We start from the raw sequence: 13826 nt of genomic DNA on the forward strand, positions 1-13826 counted from the left end.
GGAAGCTGTTCTTCCGCCTTGTCCAGCAGGCCGCTGCCGTGGAGCCAACAACTTACAAGGCGATAGTCCGGTCGGCTCAGGCGGGCCGGAGCTGAAACCACAACCCATTGGGGTTACCTGAGCTAAATAGATACCCCTCATTCTTAATTCTTACTTCTTACTTCGACTTGCGCCGGGAGCCCGAACTCTTGAAGAAAATGTGGTCCGGCCGCTTCCGCGAGCCGCTTGATCCCAAATTCGAGCAGTGGCAGCGGTCCTTCGCCTTCGACGTCCGCCTGCTGGCCGACGAAATCGCCGCCAGCCGTGCCTATGCGCGAGTTCTGCGCAGCGCGGGCGTGTTCACCGCCACCGAACTCGATGCGGTGCTCACCGGGCTGGGCACTCTGGCTGCCAAACCCGCGCCCAATCCCGCCGACTTTCCCGGCGTCGAGGATATCCACCAGTTCGTCGAGCAGGAATTGGTCGTGTTGATCGGCGACACTGGATACAAGCTGCACGCCGGGCGCAGCCGCAACGAACAAATCTCCACCGACCTTCGTCTCTACACCCGCCGCAGCATCGACTCGTTTCGCGCTGCCATCGCCGTCCTTGCCGGGGAGTTCGTACGCAAAGGCGAGCACAACGTCGGGGCCGTCATGCCGTCGTACACGCACCTGCAACGCGCCGAACCCGTTCTGGTCCCGCACTGGCTGCTGGCGTGGGTGGAGATGCTGCTGCGCGACGCGGACCGCCTCGCCGACTGCCGCCGCCGCGTCAACGTCCTACCGCTGGGATCAGGCGCGGTCGCCGGCCCGGGCATGGAACTGGACCGCGCCGCCCTCGCCGCTGAACTCGGATTCGAAGCCATCTCCGCGAACAGCATGGACGCCACCAGCGACCGCGATTTCGAGCTCGAGTATCTGCACGCGCTCGCCTCGCTCGCCCTGCACCTCAGCCGCTGGGCGGAGGAAATGGCGCTGTTTTCGACCGTCGAGTACGGATTGGTGCAATTGCCAGAGCCCTACTCCACCGGCTCCAGCGCCATGCCACAGAAGAAAAACCCCGACGCGCTGGAACTGATCCGCGGCAAAGCCGGGCGCGTGCTGGGCGCGGTGGCCACCTTGCAAACCGTGCTCAAAGGCCTGCCGCTTGCCTATAACAAGGATTTGCAGGAAGCGCAGGAGCCGCTATTTGCCGCCACCGACAGCATGGCGCAGGCGCTTCCAGTTGCCACCGGCTTCATGGCCGCTGTCCGTTTCGACACCAAGCGCATGAAGGACGCTGCTTCGTCCGGCTTCCTTAACGCTACCGCCGCCGCGCGCTACCTGGTAAAGAAAGGCGTCCCCTTCCGGATTGCGCACTCCGCCGTCGGCCAGGCGGTCCGGTTGGCGTTAGAAAAAGGATGCGAACTCGACGGCCTCACGTTGGAGGAGCTGAAGCCATTCCGCGCGGAATTCGAGCGCGACTTTTTCGATTGCCTGAAGCTGGAATCCGTCCTCGAAAGCCACAACGTCGCGGGCGGCACCGCGCCGGCGCGCGTCAAGGACGCGTTGCAAGAGGCGAGAAGGCATATCAACGCGATTAAGAAGGATGGCAACACATCGAGGGGCAGAGTCTCTGCAATCGCGGGCAGTCAAGGTAAGGTAAAACAAGGCATTGACTGAAGAAACCACCAATGGCATCTCCATTCTCGCACGCGGTGGCCGCCCTCAGCATCGGAACTTGCTTCTACCGACCCCAAATACCCAAGAGCATTTGGATTACGGGCGTAATCTGTTCCGTCCTGCCTGATCTTGACGTGATCGGGTTTCGATTTGGCATTCGGTACGGCGATTTCTGGGGGCATCGCGGATTCACGCATTCGGTCGTCTTCGCCGTTCTTCTGGCGGGTGCGGTGGTCCTTCTCGCGTTGCGACACCGAGTGTTCGGGATTGGGAGGTTTTCCGTCTTCGCGTATTTGTTTCTGGCGACAGCAAGCCACGGACTGTTGGACGCCATGACGAACGGCGGGCTCGGCGTGGCGTTTTTCTCGCCTTTTGACAATCGCCGCTATTTCTTGCCGTGGAGACCGGTTCGTGTTTCACCAATCGCGGTAACGCGTTTCTTCAGCGCCCGCGGATATGCCATTCTCCAAAGTGAACTGCTGTGGATTTGGCTCCCCGCAATATTGTTCGCAGGGTTAGTTCTGATCGTGCGTTGGGCAAGTCGACGTGAAGTAGAGGCGGCAAGCGAATAGTCAATCCGAGATCGTCAATTCCCGGCCGTATGCGCTTTCACCTGCGCCAGCACCTGTTGCGCTGCCTCGCCCGCATCAATCGTCGAAAACGCGCTTCCCAACTCGATGGTCGGAATTCCGTGCAGCGCCTGCCGTAGCGCGTCGCTTTTTTCGCCTCCGCGCACCATCACGTTGGGCCCCAGAATCACCACCGCCGGCCTTGCCGCCTTCACCAGGATGCGCGCATCCGACACGTTGGCCGTGGTCAGCGGATCGTACCCTGCCTGCCGCAGCACCTCGCGCACGTACGCCAGCACGTTCGCCGACTGGTCCACGCACACCACCGTCTTCCCCGGCCGCAGCGCGCCGTCTTTCACGCCGCCGCGCTGGTAGAACGCCGACACCGCTTCCACCTCGGACGCATGCGCCTCCAGCAACTGGTTCAGGTTGGTAATGTCGAGCGTGTGCGCGATGCCCTTGGTCACGTTGCACAGCTTGAGATCGCCGTGCGCCGAGCGCGCCGACGCCAGCAGGCGCACCAGCATGCCCAGCCCGCTGCTATCCACGAACTCCACCTCGCCCAGGTGCAGCACGAAATGTTTCTGTTCCGGCAGCAGTTTCGTGAGCTCCCGGTGCAGGTGGTCGGATTCCTGCCCGGCCGCAATTCGGCCGCTGCACTTCACGATCGTGACCTTCCCTACGCGGCGCGCGTCCAATCGCAGCGGCATACGAGGCGTCTCCCCACCAAAGTGCCCTGAAGTCGCGGATTATATCGCGAAACTCCGGCGCGTCCGGGCGGCGCATCCTTAATGTTAAGATCAGAGATTGCCCGCATGGCCGCCATCATTCAGGTCGAAAACGTCACCAAGATTTACCGCCTGGGCAAGGTCGAAGTGCCGGCGGTGCGCGGCGTCTCATTCCAGGTCGAGAAAGGCGAGTTTGTCGCCGTCGTCGGTCCCTCAGGCAGCGGAAAATCCACTCTTTTCTACATGCTCGGCGGCCTGACCCACGCCGACTCCGGCCGCATCATCATTGACGGCGACGACTTCGCCCGTCTCTCCGACGCCCAGCGCACGCGCATGCGCAAGCGCAAAATCGGTTTCGTCTTTCAGAAATTCAACCTGCTGCCGACCCTCAACGCGCGCCTGAACATCGAGATTGCCCAGGACATCGCCGGCCGCAACGGCCAACACACCGACGCCGCCTGGTTCGACCAGATCACCAAGTTACTCGGTATCGCCGATCGCCTCGAGCACCGGCCCTCGGAGCTGTCCGGCGGCGAGCAGCAACGCGTCGCCCTGGCGCGCGCGCTCATCAACCAGCCCGCTATCATTCTGGCCGACGAGCCCACCGGCAATCTCGACAGCAAGAATTCCGAAATCGTCCTCCGCCTGCTGCAGGAGACCAACCGCACGCTCGGCCAGACAGTGCTCATGATCACCCACAATCTTGAGGCAGCCGCCTTTGCCGGGCGCATTCTGCACATGCGTGACGGCCAGATCGCCGGCGAGGAGAGTAAGATCGCTCAGCCATGATGGTAGTCCGGAGTTCGTAATCTCGGGCGCAGCTCCTCACTGGTGGCGAGGAGCAATGCGACACGCGAGATTGCTTCTATTGCAAGGAGATCGTATGAAAATCCTTCGGATGGCCGATGACCAGTTGCACGCCGCTGGCGAAAAGGACAAGGGAGCTGGAAGCGTCCTGGTAGCGTTGAATAATAAAGATTCCATCCCCGTCAGGCGGCCCCGCGGGTCTGCGGCCACGCCACTCGATGGAGGCGATCCGATCTTTCGTGATCCGCGCTGCGATGGCGATCTCCGGCATGTTGGCGTCGAATCGAACCTGTCCCTTCAAGAACACTACCAAGCGGCTCGGATCCCCGGGCGACGCAGAGATGCGCTTGAGAACATACGCTGAATCTTCGCGGTCCTCACCCGCGAACACGCCCCGGATGGCTGCTTGGGCTTGCTGCCCCTGCTGTTGCAGCCATGCCACGGCATCGGGATCGAAATCACCAAGCTGTGCCAATCGCCAGTGCTGAAGCTCGGGGATCTGACTCGCCTCATCCTGTGCAATGCCGGACGGCGCAGACGGAGGATGCGGCACAGCAACCGGCTTTTGCAGCTTGGCAAGAAGCAGTATCGACGACAGCAGCAGAATTGGCCCGCCAATATAGGCAGTTCGAAACCAATTCCAGCGGCGCGGAAATAGCATCACGCGCTCGGAATCCGCTCCCGGCATCTGGCGTGAAGCCGCTGCGATGGTTAGCATCCGTCGGATACAGTCCAATACGCGGTGGGAAAGACTTGCTTCCTCGAGCAGCAACTCGCTAAATTCCAAGCGCTGCTGTTCGAGGGTCAGAAAGTTACCGGATGAGCGGCAAAGTTGGTGGATTTCGGCCAGGATCGTGGGGGTGCAAAAGAGCATTTCCGCTACCCCCGGGTGGTCGCTGCTGAGTCGAAATCGTGCGTTGAACATTAGGTCGGATGAGGGCAGAGGTGTTCGCCCGGCTTCTGTCTCATAACCCTTGGGAACGCAGAAGAGAGAAATATTGCCGGCTGCCGGCACCTGGATGTTGAGACCCGGCCGCTGGTCGGAACGGGAGAACCTGACCAAGACCGCCGAGGAACTCATGCTGCCACGGATCAACAAGTCGCCGCTATCACGGTCCGTCTCGCCGTGAACGGCCTTGACAATAGCGCGCACATCGCCGGCGATGTGGCCGTAACCGCGCAGTCGCATCCGGCGCAGCAGGAGTTCTATGACGAAACCCGCCAGCGGGGTCGCCACCAGCACTGCAATCAGGATCCCGTCGTACCTCATTGGCGCGTGCGCCTGTCAAGCAGCAATGGAGCCCTCTAACGACGCCGCTAGAACACCTGCTGGAACCCGACGTCCACTACGTCGCGGAACTTGGGAGTGCCCGGCGGAAGCTTCGTGACGTCCTGAAAGTCGAGATCGAACGCGTAGTTACGATTAGGAGGCGAATAGACGGTGCCGCAGCACTTGAATATCCCGGTCGCATACTGCGAATAGTAGAGGCTCACCATCGATCCCATGTAGTTGGAACTGCTGCCTCCCCAGTTTTCCAGATAGCGCAGGAAATTGTGCACTCCCCCGTCAGTGCCGAAATCGCGCGGCACGGTGGGGTTTCCGGCCCAAGTTGGTATGGGGAAATTGATGTTCTTTCCTGATGCGATGGCAACCCGGAAGTAGGTGGTGGCCCCGGAGCGGCCTCCATCGTCGGCCGGACTGGTAAGACTCTCGCGGTCGGTCCAACTGTTGGACAGCAGTGTCACGGTGTCGGCAATCACGGCGGAAGAAGCGTGCGCGCCCGTGAACCCGCCGCTGGCATTGTAGTCGCCGAGAATGTAAGCCGGATTCTCGCTGGCCACAGTGAAGCCTCCTCCGCCAACCGGCGTCGTGTCCCAGCGAACTGGAACGTTGCCTCGGCTGCCGTCCACCAATCGAACGGCGCGACGTGCACCCGATATCCAATTCTTCCGCGCCATGCTCGTGCAGTCGACCGTGGCAGCCGGGTTGCCTGACTTGCCTGCGCCAAAGCCCAAGCCAAGGTTCGCGGCCCCCCAAGTGTCCAGCCTGCCGTTGCCGTCCGCATCCTCGCCGGTATCCATGGTCCCATTCGGTGTACCCAGGGCGACTGCGGGATTGATGATGTCTTCAAACCCGTACTCGCCGTTCTTCACCGTCCCGGCATTCGGATTGGGCAACATTCCGCGACGATCCGAGAAGTACAGCACGTATCCGTTTTGCGAAACCGCTTCCGTCAACTTACCGTTGGTACCGGTCGTGCCATTGAGCCATCTCTGCAGATTCTTGACGTCAATTTCGACCGCGTTCATCACCCCGCCAACACTGCAAGTCGTGGAGGCGCGCGAGTTCTCCCTCAGTTCGCCTTCGCGAGCGTCATAGAAGGTGATGGGATACCAGTTGTACCGGGTAACGCTTGTGGAGTCGTTGCCATCGCCGTAGTAGACGCTGTTGGAGTGCGTGTCGGTTTGCACTTCGGCAGGCTTCTCGATGCCCTTGGCGTTGACCACGGTTTGATAGATACAGGCCGGCTGGCGATAGCCTCCGCAGGGGGGGTTGGTCGCCACTTTTGCAGTGGTTTGAACCGCATCCACCCGAGGGTCCAGGGAACCGTTTCCATTGCGATCAGCCGGCTGCTGAAAAAGGAGAATCGCGTTGGGATGAACAGGATTGGGAGCAGCAGCGGTTGGCGGGGTCAGTCCACGGGCAAAACCCAGTTCCAGCCATTCCTTCGTCACGGGCAGGAAGGTGTTGTCTGCCTGGCGAATCTCCACCCGCAGGTAGCCATCGATCAGGTTCCACGTGGTCCCCGGAGCAGCGGGCGCGCTGGCGGCTTGGACGGGAACCATCGCTGCCGCCTGCGTCGCGGTCGCGAAACAAACAGGATTAGGGCTGGTCGGATTCGCGGTGCCGATGAAAGGCGCATAACCGGTGGTGGGAGCCGTGAATACCGCCGCTCTCGCATCGGCTACATTGACCGGCTTGCTTTCGTAATTCAGCAAGGTGAAGGAACTGCTGGCTGGCGCCGGAGTCGAAGGAACAGTGGCCCAATCCGACGGCAGGCAAAACTGCGCGCTGCTCCCAGACCAACTGCTTGGGTCCTGCACCGCCGTCGATCCTTCGGCAAAGTAGGTGACGTAGGGCTTGCCCGAACCGGAAGGCATGGCGGGCAACCCGGTTGGCACTGCCGCCGTCACACCTTGACTGTAATCAGGAGCGGTGGCATTGGTTTGCACATCGGCCAAGCGGATGTTGTCGGCATCGCTGGCGCCCCCGGGAAGTTCGTCCGGATCATCGGAGAGCAGCACGCGAATTTGCGCCTGATTGTACAAGCGCGATTCACCCACTGCCGAATTCACCGACTCGCCGGGCGCCGGACGACGCAAGATTTCGATGGGATTCACACCGCTTTGCACAAACGAGAGGCTCAGCGGTTTGACCCCCGTGCTGCCGCTCAGAATCATGCTCTTATAGGTTGAGGTCGACAGCGAAGTCCAATTCGGGTTGACTGCGCCGGTTCCGCCATAGGTAGCGCTCGGACCACCAATCGAGCTGCCCTCGTTAGGAGCCACCGTGAGATTGCGGCACGCTGGTTGGGCGCCGTCACAGCCAGCGGGCTGCTTCGGAATGTTGATGGCTGCCGTGCGAGCCGGATTAGAAGTAGAACTCGCTCCGCTAGCCAACTGGTCCCGGACCACATCCTTCGCCGCTCGGATGAAGGTGTGGAAGGTGAGGGTGCCCTCAGCGGCCAGAAACAGATTTCCATTGGTCTGCGTACGACCGTTGAAGTCGAAAGGAGGTCCGGGGAAAAAGCTAAGATCGCTTTCGGAAAAAACACCAAATTGGAAAACCGGGATTAAAGCCACTTCAACCTGGCGCACCATGCTCACTTCTTCACCGCCGGGCCGGAAAGCCGTCACCTGCAAGGTGAGGGGGACTATCTGCGCATACAATCCTGCGTTCGGCCCTTGGCTGATCGTCTGCACGCGCGACGGAGGAGCGGCACAGCCGGCGGGAGGAACGGGAATGGTGATGGCATACGTGGAGTAGGTAACCCCCACGTCCGCAAACGAGGGAAACCCGGTTTGCAGATTCGTAATGTCACACCAATTCGGGGCGGCATTCAGAACATACAGGGTACCGAGGTCAGCCGTCATTTTTTCCATACCGGCCTCAGCACCGTAATATGCCAGATTGTTGCCCGAATCAGTTTTCTGGAGGCGCTGTTCGGTGTTCACCTTGATAAGGACGGCCACCGCCAATGCGGACATGAGCATCAGCAACAATAATGCCGATATCAGCGCAAATCCGCGTTGCATTTGTGTGCGTTGCGAGCCTGAATGTTGGTCTGACATACCTGACACCTCAGTTGTAACGGTCATGGAAGCTCAGGTTGCGCGGGCCAAGGGAGGTGGTGAGGGAGAAGTGATCGTAAACCCCCTGAGCATTGCGACGGGGGGAGCGGACCGACATGGTGATGTTGATTTTTCGAATCTGGTTAGGTACCGGCGTTGCGGGGGATCCGGTGGCGGCGTCGGGCAAGGCGGTGGTAAGAGTGCTGGTATTGGTGTCGAAGACGTCGTAGGTGAACTGCAAGTCCTCAATGTGGTCCGCCACCGGCGTAGGAGTTCTGGCGCCAATCTGGCGCATCAACTGCGTATCCGGGCCGCTGGGTGTGTCGATCTGCTGAATGAAGTAGGTGATCATCATGATGCGAGAAACGGTAATGGCAGGGTAATAGGGAGCGGTTCCGGGTACTGGGCTGAACTCCAGGGACTTGATATTACCGGCGGTAGCGCCGGACTGGTTGATGTTCAACGGATCGAGGTTGGCAAATGTGATGACTCTGGTGGTGGTGTCAAAGTTGGTGACCACCCCGGCCGCGGCGCCGTTCGCATTCTGTAGCAAAAGCACGTCGCCGATAGTTAGCCCAACAGCGGGATCACCGAGCGCCGGCGTGGTGCCGGCCGGCATGGTTAGGGTGGTGCCGTCTTTGGCAGCCACCTGCGTGGTGTATGCGCTCCAGTTCAGTCCAGGGTCAATGTAGGTGATGATGATCGCGTCACTGGCTCGCACCACGTTGGGCCCGACGCCGTTGGCCGGCGTGACCTTGTACAGAACGCCTTGAGTAAATTTATTGTTCACCGTGATGTAGCACCTGACGCTATCGCAGGCGAACTGGGGATTCGTCCCACCGGAAGCGGTGCTGGGAATGGGAATCCCCCCCATTGGGATCCCGGTTCCTGCCTGGTTTAAATCTCGCGCCAGTTGATTCGCCGCCCCTCTGAGTTCCGCCTGCATTTCCGCCTGTTGCGTAACCATGGTGGAGACTTGCACGGACTTCTGGTACAAACTGGTGGCCGCCGCCATCACCACCAGTAGGACGGCGATGGCAACCATCAGTTCGACAAAGGTAAATCCCTTTTCCTTCATGGCTCCTACGGGTAACGTGAGATGAATCCGCTGACTACGTAGTCGCGCTGTCCACGTTCGGGACTTGCCACCCGGATGGTGACCGCAATGCGTCGCAGGTCGGGATTGGTGCTGCCATCCGGATTGGTAATGCTGGTGATCAGGATCTGGCGCTGGTAGTTAACCAAAGGGACGATGACATCGTCGCCGGTGCCAAGCTTGCCATCGGGACCGGGCAAAACCGTGCGATCAAACGTAGTGGTATCTTGCGCCGTTCCCACGATGCCGTTGGTCCCGGGCAAATACAACGGCTGAAATCCATCCTTGAAGATTCCCCCGTTGGAAATATTTTGAATGTCAGCGAAGGCAACCGCGGTGTCATTGCGGGCGCTGTACACGCCTTCCAGCGCCTCACGCGCCTTTTGTTTGGCGATTTGATCTTCTCGCGAATACTTCGTGGCGGATACAGCTTGTGCAAATACGGCCAGAAGGGCCAAGAGGCCCACCGCGAGAATCACGGTCGCGAACATGACTTCCAGCAGGCTGAAGCCTGCCGAGGGCTGCGCCCGGCTTGACCGACCCGGTGTTGGCAAGGTGTTCATTCGGTCCACACCTTAGCAGTGCCGCTCTGAATCAGACGCCATCCCTTGACGCGCCCGGTTGCGCCGAGAACCGAAACTGCACGGCTCGACATCAGTTCACCCGGCCGGGCTACGTACACAACTCCATTGTTGAGCCGACCTACCGCATCCAGGGCCCGGCCATCGGGCTGGAAAAAGATTTGCGTACCGCCGCCCCCGTAATCCAGGCTAAAGTCGATCGCCGCCCCGGTGGTGGGCAACGAGTCAGGCGGCGTCCCGCTGCCCGAAGTCGGAATTCCCGAAATGGCAATAAATTGTGTGTCCTGGGGCAGATCGATGCGGCTGACGAAGAGGAACGACTGTACCCCTGTGGCTGGATCCACCACGACTTGATCTAGTTGAATCGTCCTGGGAGCCAGGAAGCTCAGACGGTATCGCCTCCTCTGGTCAATCGCGAGCCCGCGAGCATTGCGGACTTGCCCGAGAGTGGTCTGCAACGCATTTTCCACGCGCGCATTCTTCGTCACCGGCGCGAACTGAAACAGCGCACCCGCGCTTATAATCAGCACGATTGCGATGACGACGAGGAGCTCGATCATGCTGAAGCCTTGCGCGTTTTGATCGCTCTTCACGCTGTCTTCGTCCTTTCTCCCTAACGACCTTTTACGCGCCAGAAAAAGCGTTTACGGACAATCCCACACTTGCTCAAGAATTGCGATGAGAATACGTGTGATTGCGGGCGCCAGCAACGTCACGATGGTATTTTACCATTTACTGGCCTATCGCTAACGCCGTCCCACGATGTTTGGAATCGCTATTGCAGGTGACTCATGCAGTTGGTGATGGCACAACTTCCCTACTTGGCGCATAAGACCGCAGCGCCGTCTGGAATGCGAAGCCTCTACTTCTGCTCAAACAGACGAATCAGGCACGCACTTTCTTTACAGTCCCTTTAAAAAAAATGCCGTCGGTGCTGGCAGGAAAGGCAGCTCCTTTCTGATATCCTCGTCCCTGTCCCTCAAGGAGCTGCCCGCTAGAGCAGTTCCGCTCTCCGTGTAGCCGCCATCCTACGGTGGAAGGACCGGCCTAGCAACCGTGGAATCGCTCTAGTCCGATGCGAGAGGAGTACAACCAGAAGAACTCCGCTCCAGTTTCGTTAGGACAAGACGCGATGCGCCTGCGCAACCGAAACTTGCCGGGCAGAACCTCGACATTGTAACCGAGTACTGCATGAGAATAGCCGTCATTAACTGGGTCACAAATGTGCTGAATCGGGCGGCCTCAGCTTTGAACCTTTCGCACAGAATCAGAGAGAAAAGAAGAGTGCCAAGAACTAAATTGGGCTCCCCGCTCGCTGTGCTGACCACCGGAAATCAGACTTATCGAGGCGTGTGCCGCGACATCAGTCAGTGTGGCTTGGGGGCGATTGTTTATGGCGATCTTCACGTCCACCAGAACGTGCGGCTAAGATTTGATGCTGGGGGCGGTGCCGAAACCAATCTGCGTGCTGTCGTTAGGAATCACTACGGGTCCAGATACGGCTTCGAATTCGTGGACCCAGTCGACCTGCGCCTCGAAGCCAGTCGGCAGGATTAAACGAAATTCAAGAAGGGTGAAGTTGGGCGGATCGGCTCCAGGCGCTCGCAAGCCCTACCCAAAGCCCTTGTTCCGCTACGAACGGATCTTCGAAACCTTGGCACTGTCCTGCGGGAAGATTGCTCCCAGCCAGTTTCAAGTGTATGAGCAATCGCAAGAATTCTTAGACCAGGGAAATGATCGTCTCATACGAATTGGCGTGGACCAGCGGTGCAAGTGCAGCCTGCCCGCGGAAGTTCTCGGGCGTTTTGGGCGCGCTAGCCCTATCTGGTTTTCGCGGCAGCGCCCATCTGATATCCTCGCTGCCAAAGAACAGACATTCCACTTGGCGGCGCGATTTCATTTCGGGGGAGGATAGTTTGCCCAACAAGGCGGACGACCCGGCTCGCGCGGCGCGAGAGGAATACAGCAAGAAGCATTCCCCCTCTGCGTCGTTGGAGCAAGAAGTGACCGAACTGTACCAATCTACAGCGGGACACCTGCTCCGTTATGCGTTCCTGCTGACCAGGGATGGCAGTCTGGCACAGGAAGCAGTGCAGGAAACATTCCTGAAATTTTATGTCCAACGCGCCAGCGGCGCGCTTCACTCCGCTGGGCGTGCATGGCTGTTCCGCGTGATCCGTAACTACATCCTCGACCAGCAGAAGTCGTTGAGTGCAAGAAGTTCAGTGAGCCTGGACCTGGCTCGAGGCTGCGCCGACAAGCGGCATTCTCCCGACAAGGAATTGGAACGGTCGGAAGCGGTCCGTCAAGCGTTCCGCTTACTGTCCCCGCGAGAGCTCGAGTGCCTGCAGCTCAGAAGCGAGGGCTTCACGTACAAAGAGATCGGTGGGATTTTAGGTATTGAACCGGGAACCGTGGGCGCTCTGCTGGCGCGGGGTGGAGACAAGATCCGCAAGGCTTTCGGCAAGCGGGAGGTGCCGTGCGAAGCGCACTGAGAACCCTCATCCAATGGCTGCAAGAGAAAGCGATTCTCCACCCGTCGGCGGCGACCCTTATGACATCGCTCGACAATATGGCATCGCTCGATGGAGAGTTGCAGGCCGGCGACAGCGCCAGGGTCAAGCGGCATCTCGGCCGTTGCGCAGCTTGCCGTAACCGGCTTGAACAGCTTCAGGCCGGGCTGCGTCTCTACGAGGACGTCCTGCACCCGTTGGCGGCTGACTTTCCTCTCGAACAAGGGTTGGCACATTTGCGTGGGGCGATTCAGGCGTGGAACGACCAGCATCCCGATTCCGGCCAGGCAGAGGAGCTGGGACCGGCCTTGCCGCCAGCTGTCAGCGAGAAATTGGTCGCGGAACTAAGCATCTACATGGGGCTGCGCACCGCCAAGGCTGTACTGCAAACGTGCAACCGACCCGGGGTGCGGCCCGCAGACCTCACGGCGGTGATCGAACCGCTGGTCGCGAGTTTCTTTGGACGGCAGACAGGTTCAGCGGTGGCCACCACAGTGGTTCGAATCTGGAGTCGTGCGCAAGGAACCGCCGCATGATCGAGGTCCACCTATGAGTGCTCGTAACTTGATCCTGCCGTCGGTTTCCCTGACGGATTGGATCTTGGGGATTGTTACCGCGCATCTGCTGGCCGGAATCTGCACCCACACGGTCTGGCTTGTCACCGGCAATCCATCCGTATTGCGCTACTACTTTGACTACCAGGGAGCGTTAATCCTGATAATTTTCAGCGCTCTCGAGGTTGTCCTGAGTATCTCGGCTTACCGGCAGTTTTCTTCCGATCAACCGTTACGCTTGGCGTGGCTGTTCATCATATTAGCGGCGGTGTGCCATTTCACAGGCGTAATCTTGAAGCATCTGCTGGCGGTAAACTCCGAGATGAATCCTCTTCACTATTTGACTCAGGGTTGGGACACTCAGTTGTCGGACGCCCTACGGCGCTGGGGAGGCGTGATCGGGGGACCAACGCAGATGGCGCTCTTAACCTGCGGCCTTTTCCTGAGCCTGCGCTTATACCGGAGGTGCGGCATGCTCGCCAAGCCAAAAGCAGTGGACATGGTGCTGATCGGCGCCGCGATGGCCTACTCTCTGATCGTCATCCATGGAATCGTTGTGGGAATGTGGAGCAGCACCTCACCGGTCACATACGGCCGCGCACTCACCTGGCCCAACGATTATTTGCTCAGCGTTTTGCTCTTGGAAGCGATTTTCCTGCGCCGCTCCGCCTTAGAAATGGGGTGGGGATACGTCAGCAAGGTGTGGAGCGCCTTCGCTGCAGCCATCTTCCTGACTAGCCTGTGCAGCCTGCTGAACTGGCTGACCGCATACGGTGTCCTGGATTGGAAGCAGACAGCTTTTAGCTGGTATCTCTGGTACCCAGCGAGCGCTGCCTTTGCCCTTGCCCCGGCTTATCAGTGGGAGGCACTGCGGACGGCGCATGCCAGGCTTGCAGATACGGTGGAGAGTCCGGGGCTGACGGCAGCTTGAGTGGTCGAATTCCCCGTTACGATTTGCCGGCGGGCAGATGAGCAAAACGAT

The 13826-nt window shown here is 59.6% G+C and carries 13 protein-coding genes; 7 read left to right on the forward strand and 6 right to left on the reverse strand.

Annotated features, from left to right (window positions below; all coding sequences use genetic code 11):
* Positions 1 to 197: 197 nt before the first annotated feature.
* Together argH and LAN64_12000 are read left to right on the forward strand one after the other, a co-directional pair.
* Complete coding sequence (argH, locus tag LAN64_11995; protein ID MBZ5568561.1) at positions 198 to 1643, forward strand: argininosuccinate lyase; 1446 nt, start codon at positions 198 to 200, stop codon at positions 1641 to 1643.
* Positions 1644 to 1654: 11 nt separating this feature from the next.
* Positions 1655 to 2215: a metal-dependent hydrolase gene (locus tag LAN64_12000; GenBank protein MBZ5568562.1), complete on the forward strand. Its 561-nt coding sequence runs from the start codon at positions 1655 to 1657 to the stop codon at positions 2213 to 2215.
* 14 nt (positions 2216 to 2229) lie between these two features.
* Here the strand turns inward: LAN64_12000 and LAN64_12005 are convergent, their stop codons facing one another.
* The gene (locus LAN64_12005; protein ID MBZ5568563.1) at positions 2230 to 2922 is read right to left on the reverse strand and encodes an anti-sigma factor antagonist; all 693 of its coding nucleotides are present in this window, start codon (positions 2920 to 2922) and stop codon (positions 2230 to 2232) included.
* Between the two features lie 105 nt (positions 2923 to 3027).
* Between LAN64_12005 and LAN64_12010 the strand changes: the two genes are divergently transcribed.
* Positions 3028 to 3729 (forward strand): ABC transporter ATP-binding protein, encoded by a 702-nt coding sequence (locus LAN64_12010; GenBank protein ID MBZ5568564.1) that lies wholly within the window; start codon positions 3028 to 3030, stop codon positions 3727 to 3729.
* A 76-nt stretch (positions 3730 to 3805) separates the two neighbouring features.
* Here the strand turns inward: LAN64_12010 and LAN64_12015 are convergent, their stop codons facing one another.
* Genes LAN64_12015 through LAN64_12035 form a run of 5 tightly spaced genes read right to left on the reverse strand, consistent with a single transcriptional unit; the run spans position 3806 to position 10370 of the window.
* Complete coding sequence (locus LAN64_12015; protein ID MBZ5568565.1) at positions 3806 to 5017, reverse strand: hypothetical protein; 1212 nt, start codon at positions 5015 to 5017, stop codon at positions 3806 to 3808.
* A gap of 47 nt (positions 5018 to 5064) precedes the next feature.
* Complete coding sequence (locus tag LAN64_12020; protein MBZ5568566.1) at positions 5065 to 8064, reverse strand: hypothetical protein; 3000 nt, start codon at positions 8062 to 8064, stop codon at positions 5065 to 5067.
* A 46-nt stretch (positions 8065 to 8110) separates the two neighbouring features.
* Positions 8111 to 9178: a prepilin-type N-terminal cleavage/methylation domain-containing protein gene (locus tag LAN64_12025; protein ID MBZ5568567.1), complete on the reverse strand. Its 1068-nt coding sequence runs from the start codon at positions 9176 to 9178 to the stop codon at positions 8111 to 8113.
* A gap of 5 nt (positions 9179 to 9183) precedes the next feature.
* Positions 9184 to 9759 (reverse strand): prepilin-type N-terminal cleavage/methylation domain-containing protein, encoded by a 576-nt coding sequence (locus tag LAN64_12030; GenBank protein ID MBZ5568568.1) that lies wholly within the window; start codon positions 9757 to 9759, stop codon positions 9184 to 9186.
* Positions 9756 to 10370, reverse strand: a complete 615-nt coding sequence (locus tag LAN64_12035) for a type II secretion system GspH family protein (GenBank protein MBZ5568569.1) — start codon at positions 10368 to 10370, stop codon at positions 9756 to 9758. The genes LAN64_12030 and LAN64_12035 overlap by 4 nt, the downstream gene beginning before the upstream one ends.
* A 598-nt stretch (positions 10371 to 10968) precedes the next feature.
* On the opposite strand from LAN64_12035, the gene LAN64_12040 reads away from it, so the two are divergent.
* From LAN64_12040 to LAN64_12055, 4 genes are all read left to right on the forward strand, one after another.
* Entirely contained in the window at positions 10969 to 11334 is a 366-nt protein-coding gene (locus tag LAN64_12040) for a PilZ domain-containing protein (protein ID MBZ5568570.1), read from the forward strand.
* Positions 11335 to 11693: 359 nt separating this feature from the next.
* Positions 11694 to 12272 (forward strand): RNA polymerase sigma factor, encoded by a 579-nt coding sequence (locus LAN64_12045; protein ID MBZ5568571.1) that lies wholly within the window; start codon positions 11694 to 11696, stop codon positions 12270 to 12272.
* Positions 12257 to 12826, forward strand: coding sequence for a zf-HC2 domain-containing protein (locus LAN64_12050; GenBank protein MBZ5568572.1), 570 nt, complete (start codon positions 12257 to 12259; stop codon positions 12824 to 12826). The genes LAN64_12045 and LAN64_12050 overlap by 16 nt, the downstream gene beginning before the upstream one ends.
* Before the next feature lie 13 nt (positions 12827 to 12839).
* Positions 12840 to 13775 (forward strand): hypothetical protein, encoded by a 936-nt coding sequence (locus LAN64_12055; GenBank protein MBZ5568573.1) that lies wholly within the window; start codon positions 12840 to 12842, stop codon positions 13773 to 13775.
* Positions 13776 to 13826: the final 51 nt, after the last annotated feature.

It is taken from the genome of Terriglobia bacterium, from assembly GCA_020073185.1.
Taxonomy (GTDB): Bacteria; Acidobacteriota; Terriglobia; order Terriglobales; family Acidobacteriaceae; genus JAIQGF01.